Raw genomic sequence first — 23,120 nt, forward strand, 5'->3', positions numbered from 1 at the left:
CCACCCTGCGCGAGGTCCTGCCCGGGCGCACGGTCGCCTGCCACTACGCCGAAGGGATCCTGGACGGGTCGGTCCAACCGGCGAGCACCGGGCAGCAGGCGGTCGACGACGCACAGCCCGCCTCGAAGTGAGGCGCACCCCAGCGGCGTCCTTGCCGCCACGCACCGACAGGAGCAGGCCCTGACGATGGATACGATTCTGCACAACGCCAACGTCATCGTCGGCGACGCCACCGGTCGTCGCGCCGCCTCGCTCGGGCTCGCACAGGGCAGGGTCGTCGCCCTCGAGGTGGACAGCGCCCTCGTCGACCCGGACCGGCGGGTCGACCTCCGCGGGCGGACGGTCGTGCCCGGATTCCACGATGCGCACTGCCACACGACCTGGTATGGGCTGTCGCTCCGCGAGCTGCCGCTGGACGACCCGAAGATCCGTGACCTCGATGACGTGTACGCCGCCGTGGCAGCCGCGGCGGCGACCCAGCCGGAGGGCGGCTGGATCATCGGGCGAGGATGGCACCCCCTCCGCCTCGGCGGCCGCTCGCCCCGGTTGCCGGACCTGGACCGGATCACCACCCGGCATCCAGTCTGGCTCGTGGCCAGCTCGGGTCACGCGTCCGTGGTCAACTCCGTCATCCTGCGACTGCTCGACTTCACCCACCTGTCGGCTCGCAGGCCCCTGCAGACCGACGAGCAGGGCCAGCCGACCGGCCTGCTCGAAGAGGACGCGCACGCGTGTGTCCTCGAACAGGCCCGCCCGTACCTCCTCGACGACGTCGTCGCCGCGATCGGCCGCGCCCACGACCAGTACCTGCGCGTCGGCATCACCAGCGCCCAGGAGGCCGGGGTGGGGGCCGGGCTCGTCGGGTATGGCGGCGCCGAGATGGGCGCGTACCAGGTCGCCCGCGAGCGTGGTCGGCTGCGGGTCCGCACCACGTTGATGCCCAGCGCGAAGGGCCTGCACGACCTGCACCAGTCCAGGGGCGAAACCCTCTTCGGGCTCGGCCTGGGCGTGCACACCGGGTTCGGCGACGACCGGCTGCGGATCGGCCCGGTCAAGTTCTTCACCGACGGGTCGGTGCTGGCCGGCACGGCCGGAATGCACGGCGGGCCGGAGCAGCCGTACTACGACCACGAGTGGCTGCGGCGCCGGATCATCGACGCGCACCGTTCGGGCTGGCAGCTGGCCATCCACGCCCAAGGTGATGCGGCCGTCGACTTCGTGCTCGACTGCCTCGAGGAAAGCGCGCGGCGCTACCCGCGCCATGACCCCCGGCACCGGATCGAGCACGCCTCGATCGCCACGGACCAGGCTGTGGCGCGGATGGCCCGGCTCGGCGTCATCCCCGACCCCCAAGGACGCTTCGTCGGCGTCGTCGGCGACGGCCTGCTCGACCTGCTCGACCCGGCCCAGCTGGCCAACACCTATCGATCCCGCACGTTCCTCGCCGCCGGCCTGGTCCTGCCCGGCAGCTCGGACAGGCCCTGCACGGAAGGCATCCCTATGCTCGGAATCCACGACATGGTCAACCGGCGCACCGACAGCGGGCGCCCGTTCGGCCTGGAAGAGGCGCTCACCCCCACCGAGGCGCTGCGCGCCTACTCGCACGGGTCCGCCTACGCCACCTTCGCCGAGGACCGACTCGGGACACTCGCGGAGGGGCAGCACGCCGACCTCGTCGTGCTCGACGCCGACCCGACCGAGGTGGCACCCGAGAGCATCCGCGAGATCGAGGTGCTGGCCACCTACGTCGCAGGCCAGCTCGTCCACGACCGCGACGGCCGGTGGGCCCGATGACCCCCACACCTGCCAGAGACGCACCCGCCGACGCCCACCTGGTCCCGGTCCTCGAGACGCTCCCGGAATACGTGGACCACTGGGCCCGGCAGACCCCCGACGCCGAGGCGTACATCGACCAAGGACGGGCGACGACCTACCGCGAGCTGGCCGCCCAGGTCGCCACGTTCGCCGCCGCGCTCCGAGAGCGAGGAATCGGGCCTGGCCACCGGGTTGCGATGCTTACCGACCCACGCGCCGAATACTGGATCTGCCTGCTCGGCACCTTCCGCGCCGGCGCTACCTGGCTCGGACTCAACCCGAAGTACCAGCTCGAGGAGCTGCTGCACGTCGTCGGCGACAGCCGCCCGAGCCTGCTCCTGGGCATCCCGCACAGCGGCGACCGCGACCTCACCCCGATCCTCGACCGGCTGGCCGAGCACGCCGGCGCCGCGGCGCCGGTCATGCTCGACACCGACGGCACCAACGGGTGGGACGCGTTCCTCGAGACGGCACCCCCCGCATCCGGCCGGCCGCCGATCGAGATGCCGGAACCGGACACCGCAGCCCTGATCGTCTACACGTCAGGCAGCACGGGTAAGCCCAAGGGCGCAGTCCTCGGGCACCGCGGGCTGTGTGCCAGCTTCCGGATCCAGGCGCGACACAACGACGTCACGGCGATGCGAGCAATCGTCAACCTGCCGATCAACCACATCGGCGGCGTCGGAGACCTCTGCTGCACCCCGCTCGTGCAAGGCGGCGCCCTGCTCTTCCAACCGCGGTTCAGCCCGCCCGCCATCCTCGACGCCATCGAGCAGCAAGGCGCCAACACCCTGATGCAGATACCCACGATGCTCAAGCTCTTGACCGAGCATCCCCGCTGGGGCACGGCCGACCTGGCCGGCCTGCAGTTCGTGGCCTGGGGTGGTGGTCCGCTGCCGGTTGACACGATCGAGGCGCTCCGGGCGACCGGGGCCCGGCTGGGCACGACCTACGGGATGACCGAGATCAGCGGGTCGGTCAGCTACAGCCGCCCTGACGCCACCGACGAAGAGCTCTCGAGAACCGTCGGCCACCCGATCGACGAGATCGAGATGCGGCTCATCGCCGGCGATGACGCTCCCGTCAGCCCGGGGGAGGAGGGCGAGGTAGCGGTCAAGCACCCCGGCCTGTTCCTCGGCTACTTCGGCAACCCCGAGGCGACTCGGGCGGCCTACACCAAGGACGGCTTCTTCCGCACCGGCGACGTCGCGGTCCGGCGACCCGGCGGTGCCCTGCGGCTGGTCGGGCGACGAAAGGAGATGTACAAGTCCGGCGGCTACAACGTCTACCCACGCGAGATCGAGCTCGCCCTCGAATCACACCCGGGCGTCTCCATCGCAGCAGTCGTTCCCGTGGCACACGAGACCTTCGGTGAAGTCGGAACGGCCTTCTGCGAGACGGCGCCCGGCCACACGGTCACACCCGAGGAACTCGACACGTGGTGCCGCCAGCGGCTCGCGAACTACAAGGTCCCCAAGCAGTTCCGGATCGTGGATGCCCTGCCGCTGCTGCCGGTCGGCAAGGTTGACAAGATGTGCCTACGGACGATGGCGACAGGACCCGCACAGTCGTAGGCGTACGGGAAGGATGCGTTATCCCACGTCGGCGCCGTCACTGATCACCGGCTTCCGCCGCCGAGGAAACTCGCGGCGCCATGCCACAGCCAACAGCCAGCGAAGGTCGTTAGTCGGCCATATGCTGAGGGCCTGCACCAGAGGCTGATACGTCAGTGAGCCTCGACCAAGTCATCGGACCGGTGGTCACTGACTCGGACGAGGAAGGAGGGAGAGAATGAACGCCTCCGTAGACATCTCGGTCCCGGACGGGGTGGTCAGGGAGCCTGTTCAGACCAGGGCCAAGGCGACGTTCGAGCGGATCCTGCAAGCGGGCCTCGAAGTGCTCATGGCCGACGGATTGCCGGGGATGAACACGAACCGGATCGCCGAGGTCGCCGGGGTGAACATCGCGACCGTCTACGCCTACTTCACGAACAAGGAGAGCATCCTGGCGTTCCTCGCTCGCCGCTTCGAGGACGAGCGTGCCAGTTGGGTGGAGGAGTACGCGGCCCAGCTCGGAGTGAGTGGTGGCCCAACCTGGGAGCAGTGGTTCAGCAAGTCGATCGATGGTATGATCCGGTTCCGCCTCGTCGAACCAGGCTCACTCGCGGTGCGTCGGGCCCTGACGGCGATGCCAGAACTACGGGATCTCGACACGTGGTCGACGCAACGCGCGACCGAAGCCAAGGTCGCAGGGCTGCGCCGCATCGCCCCGAAGCTGACGCAGGCAAAGGCCCGCGCCATCTCGCACACCTACACCCTCACCGTGACTGCAGTCATCGATGAAGCCTTCGCGAAAACGCCGTATGACCGTGCCGCGATCCGCGAGCTCAAGCGCATGATCATTGCCTATCTCGGCAGCTACCTTCCCCCGTCTGAAACGCAGAAGTGAGTCGGGCGAGCCCCCCAGACCGGCGATCGCGCCCGGCAACTCGAGCAAGGCAGTCGCAGTCGGCCCCGCAGCCAGCGGGGCACGATCGCCGGATCCCCTTGCCGCTGGCACTGGTCGGTTTGCCTCCCATCTGCAGGATGCCCTCCATCCGGAACCCTTGGGTGCTGCATCATGAACGCTACGTCGATCAGGGGGCACGATCAGATCTCCTTGGTACGGCCATCGCGTGACGGGCCATGACCTTTGCCTGGGCTCCTGGCTGCGAATCCCGATCGGAGAACGGGGCGGCTGGGGATTGCCGGGACCGTCACGTGGGCAGCAGTGTGAGGAGCCGATCGAGTAGGAAGACCTCAGTGCCGGCGAGGCCGACGGAGCAGAACAGCACGCGCTGGTCCGCGCTGGTCCGCCCCGCGGAATGCCCCGCGAGGACGGCACCAAGGGAGGTCAGCAGGTGCTCCTTTCCGGTGCCTACGAGGACATTCGGCGGGTCATAGGCGGAGATCTGAGCCACCGAGTCCGTGAACGCCAGGTCACAGACTGCCACCAGGTCGGGGCCGAACTCCGCACGCCCGACCTGCTTGGGGCCCAACGTGGTGATGAAGGCGCCCGGCGCCACCCACGCCGGGTCGATCACAGGTGTGGGACTGCTCGTGGCGAGCACCACGATGTCTGCATGGTCGACGGCCTCCTGGGCGTCTGCGGTGGCCATCGCGTTGAGCCCGAGCTCGGATCGTACGCGTCCAGCGAACGCGGTCCTGCCGTCAGCCCCTCGGCTGTACACCCGGACGTGAGCAAGGTCTCTCACGACGCTGATGGCGCACAACTGTTCCCAAGCCTGCGTGCCGGTTCCGACCAGCGCAAGACTGCTTGCCTCGGGCCGAGCCAAGACGTCTGCGGCGACACCGCCGATGGCCCCAACCCGTCGTGGCCCCAGCTCGTTACCGATCGCGATCCCGCGCACCCGGCCCGTGTTGGCATCGTGGACCACGACGACCTGCTCACCGGGTTCGGCGGTCTCGAACGTGTCGTAGGACCGGTAGCCGAACCACGCGCGGCGCAGCGCTCCGGTGGTGAAGACCAGACGGCTACCACCGAGGTCGGCGTGAACCCGGGGAGGCGACTGCAGTTCGCCGCGATGCTCGGCGACCATCGCTTCGCGCATCCACTCGACCGCGGCATCGCGAGTCAACAACCGTCGCACGTCGGCATCAGTGAGGACCTCAACCATGACCGGATCATGCCAGTTCTCGTCGACACCTCTGCCGCGAGATCATGCGAATCAAACGGACTCCCCTGCGCGGTCACTGACCCGACCACCCTGCGCCCTGCGCCGCGGGTCACGCAGTCGCTCGAAGGCCCCCGAGCGCCGCGGTGACCCGGTCGAAGCGTGCACGCCGCTGGGTGGTCTGGGACCGAGCGGTCGCGTGCGCACCGGTGGGCGACGCCGTGGCATGAGGCAGCACGAGCGGCTCACCGAACGAGGTCGGCTCGGCCGGCTGGAAGCCGAGCCCGCTGAAGCTGTGCGCGAGCTCCCTTGTCTGCTCGACGAGCTCGAGGACCGGCGTGCCGATCGAGAAGTCCCCGCGATGCCCGCTCAACGCCAGCAGTGCGGCCTCCGCGAAGGACGCGTGGGCCCGACCGTCCGGCAGACCGATGCTCCCGCCGTGCAGCCGCAGCGACGGGATCTCGACGATCCCACCGTCGACGACCAGCACGTCGGGCCGCTGCTCCCGCAGACCGAGCGAGGTGTAGCGGGGCTGAGTCGCGTCGAGCACGACGGCACCTGGCGCCAGGTGCTCGGGCCGCAGGACCGTTCCCGCTGAAACCGTCAGGAGCACGACGAGGTCGGCGTCGGCAACCGCCGAGACGTCATCGCTGATGCGTGTCCACGCGCAGCTGCTGACCTCACCCGCGAGTGAGGCGAGCCCCCGCGTCGACCTGTCCACCAGCGTCAACCGGTCGACCGCGGCGTCGCTGGTAAGGAGCCGAACCAGCGCCGTACCAACGCCTCCCGTCGCGCCGACGATCCCGACGTGGTGGTCCGCGTCGGGATGCACGGCCTCGCCGAGCAACCGCCGCACCTGCGCGTCGAGCGTCGCCGCGGTGAAGGCATTCCCGTTGGTCACCCCGATGCTCGCCCGGCCGCACAACCACCGTCCGCCGTCCGTGACCGTCGCGGTCAGCCCGCCGAGCCCGACGGTGCCGACTCCGAGCGTGGCCGCCCGGTCGACGGCCCACGCGACTCGCTCGCGACCCACCAACGGATGCTCCAGCAGGCGCCGCGCACCCATCGGGACGAGGATGACGTGGCCGACCTGCTCACCACCGACCTCGATGGTGGCCGTCGGAATCGGCGGCAGCGCCAGCCGCCGCAGCGTCGAATGATAGAACCGCTCCGGCACCCTGTCCAAAGGAGACCACACGCGCCCCAGATCCTCCGCGAGCCGCGCTCGCGGGTGGACGAGGAACGCGAACCCCTGACCCCGCTCCATCTCCCTACCCCCCACGCTCAGGGGTGCCGCCCCCCGGCGGTACCCACTGTCTTGCAGAGTAGCCCGGGGCCTCGTGTGATACCGCCCGAAAGGGGTATGTCGCTCACCGAGCCCCGACGCTCGCCTCGGGTGAGAGGTCGAGACGTCGGAGCAGTTGGGCGTTGGCCGCCACGACGATGGTCGACACCGACATGAGCAGGGCCCCGACCTCCATCGGCAGGACGAACCCGACAGGCGCGAGCACCCCCGCGGCGAGCGGCACGGCGAGGATGTTGTAGCCCGCCGCCCACCACAGGTTCTGCTTCATCTTCCGGTACCCGGCGCGTGACAGCTCGATGACGGACAGGACCGAGCGCGGGTCGTCGGAGGCGAGGATGACTCCGGCGGAGGCGATCGCGACGTCGGTGCCGGCGCCGATCGCAATGCCGACGTCGGCCTGGGCGAGGGCGGGGGCGTCGTTGACGCCGTCGCCGACCATGGCCACCCTGCGGCCCTCCCGCTGCAGCTCGGAGACCTTGCTGCTCTTGTGCTCAGGGCGGACTCCGGCGAAGACCTGGTCGATCCCGAGCTCGGCCGCCACGGAGCGGGCGACCGGCTCTGCGTCGCCGGTGATCATGACGACGTGGACTCCGAGCGCGTGCAGCGCGTCGACGGCCTGACGGGACTCCTGCCGTACCTCGTCGGTCAGGGCGAGGGCTCCGGCGACCTGCCCGTCGACGACGACGTGCAGGACGATCGCACCCTCGTCGGACCACCGCGAGGTCGCCTCCAGGGGCGAGGCGTCGTGCTCGGCAAGTAGGTTCGGCCCGCCGACGCTCACCGTGTGCCCGTCGACCCGTGCCGTCACCCCCACCGCGGTCGAGGCGCGGAAGTCGGTCGCGGCCGGGAGGTGCAGACCGCGCTGTTGCGCGCTCGCGACGATCGCCCGGGCCAGCGGGTGCTCGCTGTCGCTCTCCGCCGCGGCTGCGAGGGCGACCAGCTCGTCGTCGGCCAGCCCGGTCGACAGGACGTCGTGGACGACGGGCTCACCCTTGGTGAGCGTGCCGGTCTTGTCGAACAGCACGGTGTCGACCTGACGCATCTGCTCGAGGGCCCCGCGATCCTTGACGAGGACCCCGCCCCTGGCGGCCCGCTCGGTCGAGATCGACACGACGAGCGGGATCGCGAGCCCGAGAGCGTGGGGGCAGGCGATGACGAGGACGGTGATGGCACGCATCAGGGCGCTGTCGGGAGTCCCGGCGAGGCTCCATACGACGATCGTGACGACGGCTGCCCCGAGGGCGAACCAGAAGAGCCACCCGGCGGCACGGTCCGCGAGCAGCTGCGCGCGGGTGGTCGAGGACTGTGCCTCGGTGACGAGGCGCTGGATGCCGGCCAGGGCCGTGTCGTCCCCGACTGCATCGACGCGCACCCGCAGGGCGTTGTCGGTCGCGACGGTGCCGGCCACGACGTGGTCGCCGATCTCGCGGCGCACCGGCCGCGACTCCCCGGTGATCATCGACTCGTCGATGTCTGCGCCGCCGTCGGCGACCTCACCGTCGGCCGGCACCCGTCCGCCGGGCCGGACGATGACGATGTCGCCCACCCGCAGCTCGGCGGGGGACACGATCGTGATGCTGTCGCCGTCGAGGCGTTCCGCCTCGTCCGGCAGCAGGGCGGCGAGCGAGTCGAGCGCGGAGGAGGTACGGGCGAGTGAGCGCATCTCGAGCCAGTGCCCGAGCAGCATGATCACGATGAGCAGCGCCAGCTCCCACCAGAAGTCGAGCCCGTGCGAGAGCAGGCCGAGGGTCGCGCCCCAGGAGGAGACGAAGGCGACGGTGATGGCCATCCCGATCAGCAGCATCATCCCGGGTCGGCGTCCGCGGATCTCGCTCACCGCGCCGGTGAGGAACGGCTGCCCGCCCCACACGTACATGACCGTCCCGAGCACCGCCGGCACCCAGTGCAGGCCGGGCACGTGGGGGAGGGAGTAGCCGACCAGGTCGGCGAACATCTCGCTGAGCAGCACGGTCGGCACCGAAAAGGCGAGCATGATCCAGAACAGCCGCCGGAACATCGCGACGTGGTCGCCGTGCCCGGAGTGCCCGCCGTGCCCCGAGTGACCACCGTGTGAATCCTGACCGGTGTGCCCGGTCTGGGCGTGCGCGCCGTGTGGTGTCTGGGTACCGGGTAGGTCATCGCCCCCGCTGTGCTCGTGGGTCGATGCCCGGGTGGCGTGGTCGTGCTGACCTCCGGCTTGGTTCGCGCCCTGGGTGACGATCCGGAGCTGGTTCTCCTGCATGGCGACTCCCTTCACGTAGACACGATACCCCCCTATGGTATTAAGTCAATACTCAAGCGTGACCTAATCCCCCCGACCCGGCTTGGTAGCCCGAAGCACGGACTGAAGAGGCAGGTGATGAAGATGAAGCAGGAATGTCCCCACTACCCCTTAACGTCGTCTCGTGGTCGAGCCATCTCGGCCGCAGTCCGCTGAGTGCGACCCATCCGGGCTCCAGAGCGCCCAGCCCCACACGAAGGAGAGCTGAACCAATGGACGTCATCCTGATCGCCGGCCTCTGGCTGGACTCCTCCGCATGGGACGCAGTGGTGCCCGAGCTGGAGAAGCTCGGGCACAGCGGCATACCCGTGGCCCTTCCCGGCCAGGGGGACGGCAGCGGCACCGCCACCCTGGACGACCAGGTCGCGGCGGTCTTGGCTGCCGTCGACGCAGCCGAGAACGCGCTGGTGGTCGGCCACTCGGCCGCCGCCACGCTCGCCTGGCTCGCCGCGGACCGTCGGCCCGACCGGGTGCGAGGACTGGCCCTCATCGGCGGGTTCCCGTCCGCGGAGGGGGAAGCCTACGCGGACTTCTTCCCGACCACCGACGGCGCCATGTCCTTTCCGGGCTGGGAGCCGTTCGAAGGCCCGGACTCGGCCGACCTCGACGATGCGATGAAGGCAGCCGTGGCAGCCAACGCGATCGCTGTCCCCGAAGGAGTCGCGAAGGGGATCGTCCACTACACCGACGACCGTCGATATGCCGTCCCCGTCGTCCTCGTGTGCCCGGAGTTCTCGCCGGAGCAGGCGAAGGAGTGGCTGGAGGCCGGCGAGCTGCCGGAGCTGGCGGAGGCCCAGCACCTCGAGTACGTCGACATCGACTCGGGCCACTGGCCGATGTTCACCAAGCCGGCTGAGCTCGCCCGCCTCCTCGCCGCCGCCGCCACCTCCTGATCGAGAGTGCAGCACTTCTCATCGAGAGTGCACTACTCCTGATCGAGCGTGCAGCACTTCTTATCGACAGTGCGCCACTCCGGATCGAGAGTGCAACACCGCGCATCTCGGCCCTGTCACACCAGAGCGACTGGTCCCTGATGTCGACCCAGTCCCGCCACCGGGTCCGAGGACACCGGAGCCAGGGCACCCGGCCATCCTGGTGGCCGGGCAGGAGTCATCCGAACGGATGATGTCCGGCGGTGGGAAGGGACACCACGTCTTCCTAACGTGAGACACGGCACCCGGACGGTGCCAGTCGCGACGAGAAGAAGGCACACCAACCCATGACCACCCAGCTCCACCAACACGATTCGTCAGGCGTAGCGCGCGCTCTCACAAGGAGGCGTGGCGCCTGGCTGACCCTCATCATCGGGATCCTCCTCGCCTTGGGGGTCATCGGCGGCCTTCAAGGCATGAATGCGTCAGCCCGCAGCGACGCCGCGCCTGCCTCGTCGGAGTCGACCCAGGCGGCTCGGCTCGCCGAGCAGTTCCCGGACAGCGACCTGCAACCGGTTCTCGTCGTCGCATCCCGCCCGGATGGGCATGCCCTGACCGACCAGGACCTGGCCCAGCTGCAGGACCTGGCGCCGCAGCTCGAGATGGTCTCGGGCCACCGCCCGTCGCCACCCAACACATCCACTGACCAGCGAGCCGCAGTCATCCAGGTGCCGGTCCGGGTCGCTGAGGACAACACCGCCAACGCCACCACAGTCGACCACCTACGTGACACCATCGCCGCCCACACCCCACCGGGGCTGACGCTCCAGGTCACCGGCGGCGTCGCCTTCGGGGCTGACATCGCATCGGCGTTCGACGGCGCCAACGTCACTCTGCTGCTCGTGACGATCGGCATCGTCGCACTCCTGCTCATCCTGACCTACCGCTCGCCCGTCCTGTTCCTCGTGCCCCTCGCCGTCGTCGGGCTCGCGGACCAGGTCGCCGCAGTCGTGACCCAGGCCCTCGGTCAGGCCTTCGACCTGCAGTTCGACGCCGGAGTCGTCAGCGTTCTCGTCTTCGGCGCGGGCACGAACTACGCCCTGCTGCTCATCTCCCGCTACCGGGAGCGGCTGCACCACACTCAGGACTACCGCGAGGCCCTCGCCCACGCATGGCGGGCGACCGTGCCCGCAGTCGTCGCGAGCAACCTCACCGTCGTGCTCGCCCTGCTCACCCTGGTCCTCGCCGTCATCCCCGGCACCCGAGGCCTCGGCATCGCGGGCGCTGCCGGCCTGCTCATCGCTGCCGTAGCCGTCCTCACGCTGCTGCCCGCCGGGCTCTCGCTCGCCGGCCGCCGCGTCTTCTGGCCCTTCGTGCCCAAGCCGCAGACCGCCCCGCATCCGGCCCACAACACCTGGGGACGCATTGCCCGAGCCGTCACCCGACGACCTGCGGCCGTCCTGCTCGCCTCGACCGTGTTGCTCGGCGCCATGGCCGCTGGGCTCCTGGGCACGAGCGTCGGCCTGACCCAGGCAGACCGCTTCCGCGTCCCGTCCGAGTCCGCCGCCGGCCTCGAGGTCCTCGCCGAGCACTTCCCCGCGGGCGCAGCAGCCCCCATCACCGTCATCGCCGCGGCCGATCGGATCGACGAGGTCCAGGCCGCCGTCGAGCAGGCGAACGGTGTCGATTCGGTCCACCCCGGCGGGACGACCAGCGGACCAGACCCACTGGCGAGGCTCGTCGTCACGGGCGACCCCGCCCCGGGCACGGATGCCGCTTCCGACCTCGTCCGTGACGTCCGAGCTGCGGCCCATGCGGTCCCAGACGCCCATGCGGTCGTCGGCGGCCAGCCCGCCGTCGACCTCGATGCCCGGGACGGCAACCACCGCGACCTGCTCGTCGTCGCGCCCCTCATCCTCGCCATCGCCGCTCTCGTGCTGTTCGGGCTGCTCCGCTCGGTCGTCGCACCGCTCGTGCTGCTCGTGACGAACCTCGCGAGCGCCCTCGCTGCCATCGGCGCCGGGTCCTGGCTGGCTCGCCGGCTCTTCGACGCACCCGCCCTCGACCTGCAGGTCCCGCTCTTCGCGTTCCTGTTCCTCGTCGCGCTGGGCATCGACTACACGATCTTCCTCGTGCACCGAGCCCGCGCGGAGACGACGGAGCACGGCACGCGGGAGGGTATCGTCCGGGCCGTCGCCAGCACCGGTGGCGTCATCACGAGCGCGGGCATCGTCCTCGCGGCTGTCTTCGCCGCCCTGGGCGTGCTGCCGCTCGTCACCCTGGGCCAGCTCGGCCTGATCGTCGGCCTCGGGGTCCTGGTCGACACGCTGCTGGTGCGCACCGTCGTCGTGCCGGCCCTGTTCGCCCTGCTCGGTGACCGCATCTGGTGGCCCTCCCGGCCAGCGGCCCGCCGCCACGACACTCCCGCGCGGGAGCTCGCTGTCACCGTCGCCGAGTAGCGTCGGTGGGCATGAGGACGAGGCCCGTGGGGGGGGCGCCCCCGGGGGGGCCCCCGGGGCCCGCGCGCGCGGGGGGGGCCCGGCGCCGCCGCCCCGCCCCCGCCCCCCCGGCCCCCCCCCGGGGCGCGCCGGCGCGGGTCGCCCCGATCGTGCGCACGCTGACGATCGTCGAGCACGTCGTGCTGGTCGCCCTCGTCGGCGTCAGTGTGGTGCGTGGCCTCCTCGACGAGGCCAACCCGTGGTTGCTCGCCACCGGCGCGCTCGCACTCCTGCTCTGGTATGTCGCTGGGCTGCCTCCCAGCCACCGCCTCCTTCGCAGCCGGGTCCCGAGCCGCAGACGGGTCCCGAGCCGCTGGTGGCTGGCCGGGCTCGTCGTGGTCTGGTTGCTCCTGCTGCTCGTCACGAGCGAGGCGGTCTGGGTCGCCTTCTCGCTGTGGCTCCTCATCGGTCGCTTCCTGCCGCTGCGCCCGGCTCTGCTCGGTGCGGCCGTCGTCCTCGCCGCGGTCCTGCTCTCGCCCCTGCGCGACAGCGCCGTCCTCGGCGTCGCCGGCGTCATCGGCCCAGTGATCGGCGCCCTCGTCGCCCTGGCCATCTCTCGCGGCCAGCAACAGCTGGTTCGCGACGCGATCGAGCGCCAGCGCCTCGTCGAGTCGCTCGTCCATGCCCAGCGGGAGATGGCAGCCATGCACGAAGAGCTCGCGGCGGAGCAGCGCAACTCCGGTGTCCTCGCTGAGCGCACCCGGCTGTCCCGCGACATCCACGACACGCTCGCCCAGGGCTTCTCGTCGATCCTGCTGCTCGCCCGTGCCGGGCGTCCCCACGACGACCCGCAGCGCCTTCACGACCTGCTTGCCCAGATCGAGTCGAGCGCTGCGAGCAACCTCGTCGAGGCCCGTCGCGTCGTCGGTGCGCTCGCGCCCGAGGACCTCGAGAGCCAAGGCCTCCCCGCCGCCCTGCGAAGGCAGCTCGAGGCACTCACCGAGGTGAGCGGCATACAGGCGCAGCTGCACGTCGACGGCGACCTCACGGCACTGCCCACGGCAACCGAGGTGGCCCTGCTGCGCACCGCCCAAGGTGCTCTCGCGAACGTGCGCCAACACGCCGGTGCAACGCGCGCCGTCATCACCCTGACCGACGCGGGAGACGCGGTGCGCCTCGACATCGTCGACGACGGCGCGGGGTTCGATGCCGACGGTTGGGCGGCGGCACGGGCTCCCGCCTCGCCGGCCGCCGGCGGCTACGGGCTGCGCGCCATGCGCTCGCGCCTGCGCGAGCTCGGCGGTGAGCTGCACGTCGAGTCGCAGCCCGGCGAGGGGACGGCGCTGTCCGCCCAGCTCCCCTTGGCGCTCAGCGGTGAGGAGGAGCCGTGACCGTCCGCGTCGTCATCGTCGACGACCACCCTGTCGTCCGCTCCGGCCTGCAGGCTCTCCTCGCCGGACAGTCGGCCCTCGAGATCGTCGGCCAGGCGGGCTCCGGCATCGAGGCCCTCGACGTCGTCGACCGGGCCAGACCGGATGTCGTGTTGTGCGACCTACGGCTCGGGCACGGTCCGGACGGTGTCGACGTGACTCGCGCCCTGCGCGCCACACCCGATCCCCCGGCGGTCGTCATCCTGACGACCTACGACCACGACGCCGACATCGTCCGCGCCGTCGAGGCGGGCGCGGCCGGTTATCTGCTCAAGGACGCGACGGCCGACGAGATCGCGTCGGCCGCAGTCGAGGCCGCGCGCGGTGAGAGCGTCCTGTCGCCCGGCCTCACCGAACGGGTCGTCGACGCCATGCGCACCCGCCGCGCCGACCTCAGCCCCCGCCAGCGCGAGATCCTCGGTCTGCTCGCCGAGGGCCTGTCCAACCGCGAGATCGCCCGCCGGGTGTTCCTCAGCGAAGCGACGGTCAAGACCCACCTCGCGCACGTCTACGCCAAGCTCGATGTCGAGGGCCGCACGGCCGCCGTCGCGCGGGCGCGTGAGGCCGGGATCCTGCCGTGACGATATGCCGCAGCTGTCGACCAGGCAACGAACATGTGACCCAGCCGGAGTCATCCTGACCGCACCGAGGCGGGCCACAAGAGGTATCGCGTCGAGGCGGCAGCTCCGGTGCGTTCGCCGGGTCGGTCGTGGTGACCTCTCCGGTGATCCCGGTGCCGACGGCGAGGTCCACCTGCAGCGAGCCCTTGGTGCTGAGCCCGATAAGGATCTCGAACCTGACCTGGTAGCCCTCGGTGTAGGGCTGGGTGTCGTTGCCGATCGACTGGGTGTGGCTGACGTACTGGAACCGGAAGTGGTCGCCAAGGTCGATCGCTGCCAGACGGATCAGGTCGTCGAGGGCTTGGGTGAGAGTGAAGCCGCGGCGGTACAGGTCGATGTCCCGAGTGGCGCGGGTCGAAGGCACTCGGGCGAGCATGCCCGTGCCGCCCTTCAGCACCCAGTCGGAGTCCTCGGCCTCGGAGAACACGCGGCTCAGGAAGCGGTTGAAGTACTCCAGCTGGATCCGCTTGTTGACGTCGAGTGACGGATCGGCAGCAGCTGCGCTCCTCGCGGCGTCCTTGATCGCGTTTTCGACGCCGCGCGGAGTGGAGTATGGCTCGGGCTCAGCCACGCGTGACCGCCTTCTGGGTCTCACGAATGGCGGCAAGCGTCTCCGGCTTGAGCGCGATGCTGTCGCTCAGGGCAGTGGCCCATCCCCGGCTGATCTTCTCCATGACGTCGCTGTTGACGAGCTGTGCTGAGATTCGGCGCGCGACCTCGTCGAGACCTGCGTTCTTGACCAGGTCGACACTCACGCGCTCCATAGTTGCGTTGATGTCGGCGAGCTGAGGAGCCATAGAACTCCGGATTGTTGCGGCAACCGACTCCTGGATCGAGCGCATGGTCTGTTGCATCTCGGGAGTCATGACGAGCCGATCGAGGTCCTCCTTGCTAAGGCCAACGAAGTAGCTCGCAGCGACCCGAGAGCCGAGCGACGCGTCGGCGGCGACGCGACGCGCGACAGCCTCCGGGTCGATGCCTGCGATCTCCATCAGCCGATCCAGCAGGGCGGCTCCATCACCCTTCTTGAGTCCGTTGCGCTGGGCGAGGGGAGCGAGGAGTGACCGGAGCCGCTCGAGGTCGAGGTCCAGTTTGCGAGAGGCGTCGCGGAGTGCGTCAGCGACGAGGTTGAGGTCGCCCACCTCTTCGATGAGATCGGCGATGGTGCGCTCCATCGTCATGACCGGCAGGCCATCGACGAGCGTGACGTCGCGGGAGTCAAGCATGCGCTGGCGGTAGCGGATGGCGCTGCGCTGACTCTGCCGGCGGCCCGGGGAGACGAACTCGTGCCGTAGGGCGCGGAAGTCACCGATGCCGTGCAGGTCGGCGGCGGACTCTCCTGCCACGACCACGCCGTTGGCGCCGTCCTTGATGCGCGCCTCGCCCATCGTCTTCGAATCGGTGCTGAGCCAGGCTGCTTTCAGGTCGTCGTGCGGGCCGCCGGGAGCACCGGCGTCCTTGTAGACCCCGTGGGCGACGCGTTCCAGCTGGCCGTCAGTGGCGAGTCGGGCGAGGTCGAGGCGGGTGATGCCGTGCATGCTGGCTTGAGCCGAGGTCACCAGGCCCCACTGATAGGCGGTGACCTCAGCAAGGACACGGAGGGCATCCTTCGACTTCATGCTTGGAGTGTATCTCTAACTTAGATACATTCCAAGCAAACGGCTAGCCATCAGAGCCCAAGAGCAGGTCCGCTGCTCGACGGAGTTGTGCGACGGAGGTCATCGACGGGAGCCGTGCGCCGGGCTCGCCGTGCGACGAGGTCCTTCACGCGAAAGGCGAGGGCGGCAGTTGGGTGGTCCACCGGCAGCGGTTTACGGGCGACGGCGAGCTCGAGCATCCGCTCGGCGTCGACCGCCTTGCGCTGGAGCCCGTCGAGGGCTTCGCCGTACCGAGCGTTGATCCGGTTGGTGAGGTTCCGGTGGTACCGCCTCGTCATCGTCGCGCGGTGAAGGTCCGGAGGCTGCGCTCGTCGGTGGGTACGCCTGGTGCGGGTCGATGTCTTTCAGAAGCTGAGGAAGGTGTTCGTTGGTGAGCCGGTCGATCAGGTGTGGGGTCGCGGTCTTCTGAGATCACCAGCCAACCCTGCGCGCCGGCGACGGGTCCTCGTACGCGTTGAGCATGACCGTCTTGCCCGTGCCTCGCAGCCCGGTCACCAGGGTGGCCCGTTCGGGTGCGCCCGGCCCACCACGCAGGCCTTCCAGGAAGTCCTCCAGGTCCCCGTCGCGACCCACCAGCAGCGGCGGGCTGGTCCCAAAGGTGGGAGTGAATGGGTTCATCTGCACAAGCGTCTCGCCTTTCAATCCTTTTCAATCTCTTAAATCTAGTATGGCGTGGACTGCTCTAATGGCCTTTCAACCGTTTCAACCTTCGTGACACAACCTCGTGGTACTCACGTCCCAACGACGTGTTACGCATGCGTGTTACGATAGCGTGTATGGCTAAGACGTTGAGCATCCGCCTCAATGCCGAGGACCGGGAGACCCTGGAGGCGGCCGCACGCGGGCAGGGAAAGGGACTCAGCGCGTTCGTTCGGGAGCTGGCCGAGGCCGAGGCGCGGCGAGTGCGGCGGGAAGCGATACGAGTTGAGGGCGAGCGGGTGGTAGCCCATCTGGCCACCCACCCGGGGGCTCAGGACGAGCTTGACGAGATCGGCACGCCGCTGAGCGATCTACGGTGAGCCGACATCCGGCTGGCAGCATCGTGGTCGTCGACTGGCGCGGCGACGCGCTGCCGCAAGAGCCAGGTCGACTGCGCCCCGCAGTGGTCGTCGAGGATCACGAACTGTTCCCGGACGAGTACCCCGACACGCTGGTAGTCCCGTTGACCCGCGACGAGGGCCTTGCCCACCGCTCGTTCGCCGAACGGATCGAACCTGGTGCGGACAACGGCGTCACCGCGACCTGCTGGGCCCTGGCCCACCACGTCACGAGCGTGTCGATGCGGCGGGTGCAACCCACCGGATCCCGGGTGACCACGCAGCATTTGGACACCATCCGCCAGCGCATCGTGACCGCCATAGGACTCACCTGACCTGTCGCTGTCCGATCGCGGATCGATAAACGGGCACGGTCAGGCGATGCCAAGGAAGACGACCAGGGCCCGGGACAGGGCCAGCATGGTGGCATCGAACCGGTCATCTTGGACGACCAGCACGGGACGTGGCTTGCTCGCGTAGTGCTTGCCCCCGGTCGCGGTCCACAGTTGTCCACGCCTCACTCGGTGTCCTCGTCGGGGAACCAAGAGATGGCATCGACGAAGGCCTGGTCATCTGCTGCGTGCGGGCTTGCGGCGGCCAGTGCGGATTGTCGGTGCGCCTCGGCGGCGAACCCTGGAGCTCGCACGTCGGCGACCCAGATCTGCACCGGACGCAGTCCCTGGCGGCGCAGCCGCGCTCGGTGCGCAGCCACCCTCTCGCGGACCGGACGCTTGTTCCGTTCACTTATATCCACACGTTACATGTAACGAAGACACTTCGCCCATCGAGGGGTTGAGAATCGACAACTGGGGATGGTCCAGGCGCGCGCGCCTGGACCATCGCCTCTACACGTGGCCGAGAACGACGTAGGCCGCCCACCTCGCGGAGGTGAGCGGCATACCGTCGCTCGGGGCTGGCTCAGGCTCAGGGAGCGTAGATGTACCGCATCCCGCCGACGTTCGTCAGCGTGCGGGTGTTGTAGTTGTAGGCGCCCGCGAGGGCGTTCATCTCGACGATCGTGACCCGGTTGCCGTTGACGGCGGTGACCCAGCCGACGTGACCGGCGCTCGAGGAGCCGTGGACGCCGGGCTGCATGACGACGATCGAGCGGACCCGCGGCACGCTGCTGACGGTGTAGCCCGCGCTCGCGGCGCCGTAGGCCCACCCGGAGGCGTTGCCGGTCCAGCCGCTGGGGTAGTAGCCCTCGGACTGGTACCACTTGTTGAGTGCCCCCCACGTGCACTGCCCGGGGGTGGCCCAGTTGCGGGACGACCGGATGCCGGAGGAGGCGGCGGGAGCGTTGTTCGAGCCAGCCTTGGCGGAGTAGGTCGACCCGGACCGGTTCGACCGCGTCGTGGACCTGGAGGCCCGCTCCGCCTGGGCGGCACGGGCAGCCCGTGCCTGGGCTGCGGCCTTCGCCTCGGCAGCGGCCTTCGCCTTGGCGGCCTTGGCGCGCCGGTCCTTGACGACGAGGTCCTCGATGACGATCGGCTTCGTCGTGGGCTTCTTCGCCTTGGGGGCGGCGTAGCCGATGGCGGCCAGCGCGTTCGCCGACTCGGTCACGCCCGAGTCCGGGCCGACGGCGCTCGGGGCAACGCTGACGGCCTGCGCAACCGTGCCGCTGGTTGCGGAGCTCACGGTTTCGGCAGCCGCTGGGCCGGCGACTGCGGCGATGAGGCCACCGGCTGCCGCAAGGGTGGCCGCGCTCTTCATCACTGGTTGGGCAGACTCCCTGGCGATGAGCCGGAGCTCGGTCAGGGGGCTGGGGCGTCCGGGGGCGCGGTGGCGTCCGGTTGGGCGTCGAGTTGTCACTTGTACCTCATGACCGCCTGCGAGGTTAGCTGTCGGGTTCGGGCGGAGGTCCTGCCCGGCCCACGGAGGGCTCGCGTTGAGCCCACGCTGAGGGCTTCACCCCGAGGGCGCGACGCCCGGGAGTTGGGTCCCCCACTCCTGCCAGATGGGATGTCATGGGGCCTCGGGCGATAGGCAGGACTCGGCGGGCCGCCCTCGGCACCGGCTCGATCCGAACCGGCGGGCTTCACACTAGTGGAGCCCGCCCCCGAATGTCACATTTGGATAACGGGTGGAGGGTGTCGTGATTCTCACAGTCGTTGGGTCGGGGGCTTTGGTGCCCGTTTGAGGGGGACTTGGTGTCCGCCCGACGGGTTGGGGCTACTGCCCGCCTGACTCCAGCCGGGCCAGCCGGGCCTGCAGCGACGGCACCCGGTGCGCGTTGCCCGGCAGGTGCAGGTAGTCCGCGCCATACACCGCCAGGAGTGCGTCATCGAGCCGCCGCACGGCCCCGGGCGGGTACTTGTACTCCATCCGGTCGCTGAGCCGAGCCTCGTCGACCCCCGCCAGTACCTGGCCGAGCTGCTCGACCCTGCCGATGCCGAGGTCGGCGAGCAGTCCCGAGATCCAGTCGTAGTGGTCGCTGCGGGACCAGCCGGCATCCGTGTACGTCGCCGCGAGGAACTTCGCGAGGTCCTGGGCGCCGATCCGCGGGGTGGGCGGCTCGTGTCCCTCCTGCGCGTCGGCCGCGTCCACGGCCTCCTCGTCCTCGTCCTCGGCAGGCTGTTCGGGCAGGGCCACCTGCAGTCGGTGTCGGATGGCCGCGAACTCCCGGTCCGCGAGGTCGAGCAGACCGGCGGCGAGGGTGAACCGCCGGTCGAGGTCGGAGGCGTACTCCTCCGGTACCGTCCCCTTGTACCGGATGTCGTGCTCGAACTCGGCCCACGCGTGCTGCAGCACGGTTCGCACCTGCACCGACGCCGCGAGACGCCGCAGCGGCTCGTACTCTGCGGGGAGGCTCCGGCTGGCGTCCACGGCGACGAGCAGGTGCCGGCTCGAGTAGCCGAACCGCCCGGCCCGCGCCGTCTCGACCCCGAGGTCGCGATCGTCGAGGACCGCTAGCTCCTGGGCCAGCAGCTCAGCGACCGCGTCGACGTCGTCGAGGACGTACGTCACGACGCGCACCCCGATCGCATCGGTGATCTCCTCGCGGATCAGCGCGTCGAGGTCGTCCGGCCGTGCCAGTGCCCGGACGATCCGCTCGGCCTTGCCGGCATACGACTCGACCGTCTTGGTCCGTCCCGTGACCGTCAGATAGTTGATGCCCGCGTCGTCGAGCAGGTCTGTGACCATGTCGACGAAGTGGCGGGTCGCCACCTGCAGCTGTGGTCGCCGTTCGGCGTAGGCGGTCGCGGCACGATGCACCGCGGCCCGACGCTCTCGGGAGCCGGCACGTGTCATGGGCCCCATCCTGCCGGGTCGCCGGCTCGTCTCAGACAGAACCTCCGCAGCGGCGTCACGGTCAGCTCGTCCGCGAGCGCGCGGTACCGCTCGGTGGCCTGCTCCTGCCGTCCCCTGCGCCAGGCGAGGTCGGCCAGGGCCGGCCGCGCGTCACGGCGTGCGTATGCCGCTGTGCTCGCCTCGATCTCGAGCAGCGCGTCCTCGACGCGTGGGTGGTGATCTCCGGGATCGTCAGGCCGCAGACGATCCGTCGGGCGAGCACGAGCTGGCTCGTCTCGCTCAGCTGCTCGTCGCAGGCGACATACAGCAGCGCGACCCGGTCGTCGAGGTCGGTGCTCGCGGCGAGCGGGTCATCGGGGTCGTGCGTCATGGCGGTCTCGTCCACGATGGGCGGCGTCAGCTGCGGGGACAGTCGAGCGAGTACCGAGCGGCGTCGTCGGTCGTCGAGCCAAGCCCGTTTGCCGACGGTGATGCACCAGGCGGCGAGCGAGTCGATCCGACCGTGGTGGGCGGCGGCGCGGGCGAGGGACTCAGCGGCATACTCCTCCGCGTCGTCGAGGCTGCCCGTCGCGGCGGCGAGGCCACGCACGATCCGTGGCCACGCGTCCGAGAGCTCCTCCGGGGTCGGCCGCATGCAGTCATTGTCGCCGCGGCCATTGTCGCCGTGGCCGACCCCGTCAGGCAGAGCGGCGGAGGTCACATGCCAGGCGGGAAGACCTTGCGCCACTCGATCGAGCCCCCGGTGGGGACGAGGGCGGCGATCCGCCTCGCGAGGTCGGGGTCGTCGGTCTCGACCAGGTAGAAGCCGGTGATGACCTCGGAGGTCTCCGTGAACGGTCCGTCCGTCCAGGCGGCGTCCTCGACCCGGCGCTCGCCTGCTCCGGGCCGGACCGTGCCGCCGAACTTCGAGTTCTGCAGGGCGGCCCCACCGACGACCCGGGCGCCCAGCTCGGCCACTGCCGCCTGAAACGCCTTGTGCTGCGGGAAGGAGCTCTCCGCGTGTGCTCGCGGGTCCTTGCCGGCCGGACCGTTCCCGGGCAGGAACGTGTCCGAGTCCCAGTCGGGCTCGTGGATGAGGTAGACGTACGTGTCGGCCATGATCGGCTCCTTCACTCTTCACTCGGTGCTCGTGACGGCTCTCGTCACATTGTGCTGACGAACGAGCGCCACCGGAATCGACATGAGTATCGACGTCGTTCGCAACTCTGGCCCGCCAAGAATCAATGCCGGTGATGCCTACCGCGTGTCGTGGCTGGGGCTGATCGCTTGGGGCCTTGAACGCGCGTCGGCGACTGTTGGCTGCCGCCGACCGCGGCTGGTCGTCCCGCCACATTCTTGCCACAGGTGAAGTCAGGCTGTTCCCGCCTCGATGCGGGCGACGAGTGCGTTGACCCAGGCGACGGCGGATCCGACGTCAGGCACAGCGTTCACGTCTTGGGCGGCTGTCTCGTAGAGCGTGTCCCATCCGACACCGGCCACGACGGTCGGCGGCCACGACTGCTGGCGGCGGTAGTCGAAGAGCCGAATGCAGGTCGCCCGGACTCGGGCGAGGTCGAGGTCCTCGCCCTTGTCGAGGAGTTGGAGGTCGACGAGGTCGCGGGCTCGCTCGTTGTCCTCGCTCGTGACGGCGTGGAGCTTCTGCGCGACTTGGTGATCGACGCGCATAACCGGCACGGGCATGGGCACTTCGAGTCCAACCGCGGTGAAGAGCTCTGCGAGATCCGCGGCGAGGTGGTATTCGGGCTCGTCGGCGTCACCGATCTCGTTGTGGCCCAGCTCGAGGTGCACTGTGCACCATGACCGGCCCCGGTAGTCGAGCTTTACCTCGAACGGTTTCATGACGTACGCCATGGGCACAGCTGATGGGCGAGGTGCGGTCTTCGCGACCAGCCTCCCGGTGAAGCCTGCCCATCCCGTCGACAGCGACTCCTCGAAGTCGCTGCGGAACCGGGCGAGCGGCTGGACCCGCGCTGCGTCGAGGTCTTGGGTGAAGCGTGTGCCACGTCCGAAGCGCAGGGCCATCGCGCTACCACCCTTGATCGCACCCTCCGGCAGTATCTGGCCGACCACGACCAGCGCCATCCCGACTCGACGGCGGAGGGACAGGCCGTCGTTGCCTTCGAGGTTGCGGATGCGCTGCGCCAGGGAACGCACGCTCGTGGGGGCGCCGGAGTAGCTCACGACCGCAGCGCCTTCCGGACACGCTGCCACTCTGCCGTGGTGAGCAAGCCTTCCTTGCGTGCCTGCCTGGCGGCATCCAGCAGACGCTCGGTCTCGATCCGCCCCCGACACTCGAGAATGGCATCGGCTACGCGTTGAGCCTTCAGGCCCTCGTAGAGGGTCGTCCGCACAGCGTCTCTCGCCTGAGTCAACTCCACGAACGCCGGGAGCTTGGGGCGCGCCCGCCTGGGAACCGCCACCTTGATTTGTTTGGGGTTGACCTCGGCCAGCCCGAACAAGGCGAGCACCGACTCGCCGTGGAGGTACGCTCCCTCGCCTGCCCGGAGCAAAGCCTCGGCGAACTGGTCGTAGTCCGTCGGCGGAATGTCCGGCACTCGGTACAGCCCGTAGGAGACGTTCTCCAAACCGCCTCGTGCGGCGAGCTTGGGCAGCTCAACGGCCGGCACCCCCGCCTCGGTCGCCTCCTTCGTCGTGACGTACCCGTAGTGGTCGAGCGCGATCTCGCGCACGACGTCCCGATACCTCACCTTGACAGCCATGGCACAACCATACCGGGA

General features: G+C 69.7%; 24 protein-coding genes and 1 riboswitch. Of the genes, 9 read left to right on the forward strand and 15 right to left on the reverse strand.

Annotated features, from left to right (window positions below; translation table 11 throughout):
- Positions 1 to 186: 186 nt before the first annotated feature.
- From L0H79_RS03380 to L0H79_RS03390, 3 genes are all read left to right on the forward strand, one after another.
- Positions 187 to 1,794 carry an amidohydrolase gene (locus tag L0H79_RS03380; protein WP_301483137.1) on the forward strand — a complete coding sequence of 536 codons (1,608 nt, stop codon included), beginning with the start codon at positions 187 to 189 and terminating at the stop codon, positions 1,792 to 1,794.
- Entirely contained in the window at positions 1,791 to 3,389 is a 1,599-nt protein-coding gene (locus tag L0H79_RS03385; RefSeq protein WP_301483138.1) for a class I adenylate-forming enzyme family protein, read from the forward strand. The genes L0H79_RS03380 and L0H79_RS03385 overlap by 4 nt, the downstream gene beginning before the upstream one ends.
- Positions 3,390 to 3,606: 217 nt before the next feature.
- Positions 3,607 to 4,263, forward strand: coding sequence for a TetR/AcrR family transcriptional regulator (locus L0H79_RS03390; protein ID WP_301483139.1), 657 nt, complete (start codon positions 3,607 to 3,609; stop codon positions 4,261 to 4,263).
- A gap of 307 nt (positions 4,264 to 4,570) precedes the next feature.
- On the opposite strand, the gene L0H79_RS03395 is transcribed toward L0H79_RS03390, so the two are convergent.
- From L0H79_RS03395 to L0H79_RS03405, 3 genes are all read right to left on the reverse strand, one after another.
- Positions 4,571 to 5,491, reverse strand: coding sequence for an ornithine cyclodeaminase family protein (locus L0H79_RS03395; RefSeq protein ID WP_301483140.1), 921 nt, complete (start codon positions 5,489 to 5,491; stop codon positions 4,571 to 4,573).
- A 109-nt stretch (positions 5,492 to 5,600) separates the two neighbouring features.
- Positions 5,601 to 6,755 carry a semialdehyde dehydrogenase gene (locus tag L0H79_RS03400; RefSeq protein ID WP_301483141.1) on the reverse strand — a complete coding sequence of 385 codons (1,155 nt, stop codon included), beginning with the start codon at positions 6,753 to 6,755 and terminating at the stop codon, positions 5,601 to 5,603.
- Positions 6,756 to 6,858: 103 nt separating this feature from the next.
- A complete protein-coding gene (locus L0H79_RS03405) occupies positions 6,859 to 9,036 on the reverse strand; it encodes a heavy metal translocating P-type ATPase (protein ID WP_301483171.1) in 2,178 nt (725 codons plus the stop codon).
- A 251-nt stretch (positions 9,037 to 9,287) separates the two neighbouring features.
- Between L0H79_RS03405 and L0H79_RS03410 the strand changes: the two genes are divergently transcribed.
- From L0H79_RS03410 to L0H79_RS03425, 4 genes are all read left to right on the forward strand, one after another.
- Positions 9,288 to 9,968 (forward strand): alpha/beta fold hydrolase, encoded by a 681-nt coding sequence (locus L0H79_RS03410; protein ID WP_301483142.1) that lies wholly within the window; start codon positions 9,288 to 9,290, stop codon positions 9,966 to 9,968.
- A 455-nt stretch (positions 9,969 to 10,423) separates the two neighbouring features.
- Entirely contained in the window at positions 10,424 to 12,406 is a 1,983-nt protein-coding gene (locus L0H79_RS03415; RefSeq protein WP_367652427.1) for an MMPL family transporter, read from the forward strand.
- Between the two features lie 149 nt (positions 12,407 to 12,555).
- Positions 12,556 to 13,776 (forward strand): sensor histidine kinase, encoded by a 1,221-nt coding sequence (locus L0H79_RS03420; RefSeq protein WP_301483144.1) that lies wholly within the window; start codon positions 12,556 to 12,558, stop codon positions 13,774 to 13,776.
- The gene (locus L0H79_RS03425; RefSeq protein WP_301483145.1) at positions 13,773 to 14,396 is read left to right on the forward strand and encodes a response regulator transcription factor; all 624 of its coding nucleotides are present in this window, start codon (positions 13,773 to 13,775) and stop codon (positions 14,394 to 14,396) included. The genes L0H79_RS03420 and L0H79_RS03425 overlap by 4 nt, the downstream gene beginning before the upstream one ends.
- Here the strand turns inward: L0H79_RS03425 and L0H79_RS03430 are convergent.
- From L0H79_RS03430 to L0H79_RS03445, 4 genes are all read right to left on the reverse strand, one after another.
- A complete protein-coding gene (locus L0H79_RS03430; RefSeq protein ID WP_301483146.1) occupies positions 14,302 to 15,006 on the reverse strand; it encodes a nucleotidyl transferase AbiEii/AbiGii toxin family protein in 705 nt (234 codons plus the stop codon). The two genes, L0H79_RS03425 and L0H79_RS03430, sit on opposite strands and share 95 nt — an antisense overlap.
- Positions 14,999 to 16,054 carry a type IV toxin-antitoxin system AbiEi family antitoxin domain-containing protein gene (locus L0H79_RS03435; protein ID WP_301483147.1) on the reverse strand — a complete coding sequence of 352 codons (1,056 nt, stop codon included), beginning with the start codon at positions 16,052 to 16,054 and terminating at the stop codon, positions 14,999 to 15,001. Before L0H79_RS03435 ends, L0H79_RS03430 begins: the two co-directional genes overlap by 8 nt.
- 50 nt (positions 16,055 to 16,104) lie before the next feature.
- A complete protein-coding gene (locus L0H79_RS03440; RefSeq protein ID WP_301483148.1) occupies positions 16,105 to 16,371 on the reverse strand; it encodes a hypothetical protein in 267 nt (88 codons plus the stop codon).
- 133 nt (positions 16,372 to 16,504) lie between these two features.
- Complete coding sequence (locus L0H79_RS03445) at positions 16,505 to 16,711, reverse strand: hypothetical protein (RefSeq protein WP_301483149.1); 207 nt, start codon at positions 16,709 to 16,711, stop codon at positions 16,505 to 16,507.
- Positions 16,712 to 16,869: 158 nt separating this feature from the next.
- Between L0H79_RS03445 and L0H79_RS03450 the strand changes: the two genes are divergently transcribed.
- Together L0H79_RS03450 and L0H79_RS03455 are read left to right on the forward strand one after the other, a co-directional pair.
- Positions 16,870 to 17,112, forward strand: coding sequence for a DUF1778 domain-containing protein (locus tag L0H79_RS03450; protein WP_301483150.1), 243 nt, complete (start codon positions 16,870 to 16,872; stop codon positions 17,110 to 17,112).
- A 23-nt stretch (positions 17,113 to 17,135) separates the two neighbouring features.
- Complete coding sequence (locus L0H79_RS03455; RefSeq protein WP_301483151.1) at positions 17,136 to 17,465, forward strand: type II toxin-antitoxin system PemK/MazF family toxin; 330 nt, start codon at positions 17,136 to 17,138, stop codon at positions 17,463 to 17,465.
- 39 nt (positions 17,466 to 17,504) lie between these two features.
- Here L0H79_RS03455 and L0H79_RS03460 read toward each other — a convergent pair whose 3' ends face one another.
- From L0H79_RS03460 to L0H79_RS03495, 8 genes are all read right to left on the reverse strand, one after another.
- On the reverse strand, positions 17,505 to 17,651 hold the full coding sequence (locus L0H79_RS03460; protein ID WP_301483152.1) for a hypothetical protein: 147 nt from the start codon (positions 17,649 to 17,651) through the stop codon (positions 17,505 to 17,507).
- Positions 17,648 to 17,842, reverse strand: a complete 195-nt coding sequence (locus L0H79_RS03465; RefSeq protein WP_301483153.1) for an antitoxin MazE family protein — start codon at positions 17,840 to 17,842, stop codon at positions 17,648 to 17,650. Before L0H79_RS03465 ends, L0H79_RS03460 begins: the two co-directional genes overlap by 4 nt.
- Before the next feature lie 212 nt (positions 17,843 to 18,054).
- Positions 18,055 to 18,843 carry a CHAP domain-containing protein gene (locus L0H79_RS03470; RefSeq protein WP_301483172.1) on the reverse strand — a complete coding sequence of 263 codons (789 nt, stop codon included), beginning with the start codon at positions 18,841 to 18,843 and terminating at the stop codon, positions 18,055 to 18,057.
- Between the two features lie 98 nt (positions 18,844 to 18,941).
- Positions 18,942 to 19,122, reverse strand: a riboswitch (cyclic di-AMP (ydaO/yuaA leader).
- Between the two features lie 180 nt (positions 19,123 to 19,302).
- Complete coding sequence (locus L0H79_RS03475) at positions 19,303 to 20,382, reverse strand: GTP pyrophosphokinase family protein (protein WP_301483154.1); 1,080 nt, start codon at positions 20,380 to 20,382, stop codon at positions 19,303 to 19,305.
- Between the two features lie 61 nt (positions 20,383 to 20,443).
- A complete protein-coding gene (locus L0H79_RS03480) occupies positions 20,444 to 21,016 on the reverse strand; it encodes a hypothetical protein (RefSeq protein WP_301483155.1) in 573 nt (190 codons plus the stop codon).
- A 62-nt stretch (positions 21,017 to 21,078) separates the two neighbouring features.
- On the reverse strand, positions 21,079 to 21,480 hold the full coding sequence (locus L0H79_RS03485) for a YciI family protein (RefSeq protein ID WP_301483156.1): 402 nt from the start codon (positions 21,478 to 21,480) through the stop codon (positions 21,079 to 21,081).
- A gap of 252 nt (positions 21,481 to 21,732) precedes the next feature.
- On the reverse strand, positions 21,733 to 22,563 hold the full coding sequence (locus L0H79_RS03490) for a nucleotidyl transferase AbiEii/AbiGii toxin family protein (protein ID WP_301483157.1): 831 nt from the start codon (positions 22,561 to 22,563) through the stop codon (positions 21,733 to 21,735).
- Positions 22,560 to 23,102, reverse strand: a complete 543-nt coding sequence (locus L0H79_RS03495; protein WP_301483158.1) for a type IV toxin-antitoxin system AbiEi family antitoxin domain-containing protein — start codon at positions 23,100 to 23,102, stop codon at positions 22,560 to 22,562. The genes L0H79_RS03490 and L0H79_RS03495 overlap by 4 nt, the downstream gene beginning before the upstream one ends.
- Positions 23,103 to 23,120 lie beyond the last annotated feature (18 nt).

The organism is Intrasporangium sp. (genome assembly GCF_030452765.1).
In the GTDB taxonomy this organism is placed as follows: Bacteria; Actinomycetota; Actinomycetes; order Actinomycetales; family Dermatophilaceae; genus Intrasporangium_A.

What these genes read in the sequence shown, in the direction of transcription:
- L0H79_RS03395 (WP_301483140.1), bottom strand. Translation starts at nt 5,491, where the DNA reads ATGGTTGAGGTCCTCACTGATGCCGACGTGCGACGGTTGTTGACTCGC.
- L0H79_RS03380 (WP_301483137.1), top strand. Translation starts at nt 187, where the DNA reads ATGGATACGATTCTGCACAACGCCAACGTCATCGTCGGCGACGCCACC.
- L0H79_RS03415 (WP_367652427.1), top strand. Translation starts at nt 10,424, where the DNA reads ATGAATGCGTCAGCCCGCAGCGACGCCGCGCCTGCCTCGTCGGAGTCG.
- L0H79_RS03475 (WP_301483154.1), bottom strand. Translation starts at nt 20,382, where the DNA reads ATGACACGTGCCGGCTCCCGAGAGCGTCGGGCCGCGGTGCATCGTGCC.
- L0H79_RS03445 (WP_301483149.1), bottom strand. Translation starts at nt 16,711, where the DNA reads ATGAACCCATTCACTCCCACCTTTGGGACCAGCCCGCCGCTGCTGGTG.
- L0H79_RS03400 (WP_301483141.1), bottom strand. Translation starts at nt 6,755, where the DNA reads ATGGAGCGGGGTCAGGGGTTCGCGTTCCTCGTCCACCCGCGAGCGCGG.
- L0H79_RS03410 (WP_301483142.1), top strand. Translation starts at nt 9,288, where the DNA reads ATGGACGTCATCCTGATCGCCGGCCTCTGGCTGGACTCCTCCGCATGG.
- L0H79_RS03385 (WP_301483138.1), top strand. Translation starts at nt 1,791, where the DNA reads ATGACCCCCACACCTGCCAGAGACGCACCCGCCGACGCCCACCTGGTC.
- L0H79_RS03495 (WP_301483158.1), bottom strand. Translation starts at nt 23,102, where the DNA reads ATGGCTGTCAAGGTGAGGTATCGGGACGTCGTGCGCGAGATCGCGCTC.
- L0H79_RS03480 (WP_301483155.1), bottom strand. Translation starts at nt 21,016, where the DNA reads ATGCGGCCGACCCCGGAGGAGCTCTCGGACGCGTGGCCACGGATCGTG.
- L0H79_RS03435 (WP_301483147.1), bottom strand. Translation starts at nt 16,054, where the DNA reads ATGAAGTCGAAGGATGCCCTCCGTGTCCTTGCTGAGGTCACCGCCTAT.
- L0H79_RS03440 (WP_301483148.1), bottom strand. Translation starts at nt 16,371, where the DNA reads ATGACGAGGCGGTACCACCGGAACCTCACCAACCGGATCAACGCTCGG.
- L0H79_RS03450 (WP_301483150.1), top strand. Translation starts at nt 16,870, where the DNA reads ATGGCTAAGACGTTGAGCATCCGCCTCAATGCCGAGGACCGGGAGACC.
- L0H79_RS03470 (WP_301483172.1), bottom strand. Translation starts at nt 18,843, where the DNA reads ATGAAGAGCGCGGCCACCCTTGCGGCAGCCGGTGGCCTCATCGCCGCA.
- L0H79_RS03405 (WP_301483171.1), bottom strand. Translation starts at nt 9,036, where the DNA reads ATGCAGGAGAACCAGCTCCGGATCGTCACCCAGGGCGCGAACCAAGCC.
- L0H79_RS03390 (WP_301483139.1), top strand. Translation starts at nt 3,607, where the DNA reads ATGAACGCCTCCGTAGACATCTCGGTCCCGGACGGGGTGGTCAGGGAG.
- L0H79_RS03485 (WP_301483156.1), bottom strand. Translation starts at nt 21,480, where the DNA reads ATGGCCGACACGTACGTCTACCTCATCCACGAGCCCGACTGGGACTCG.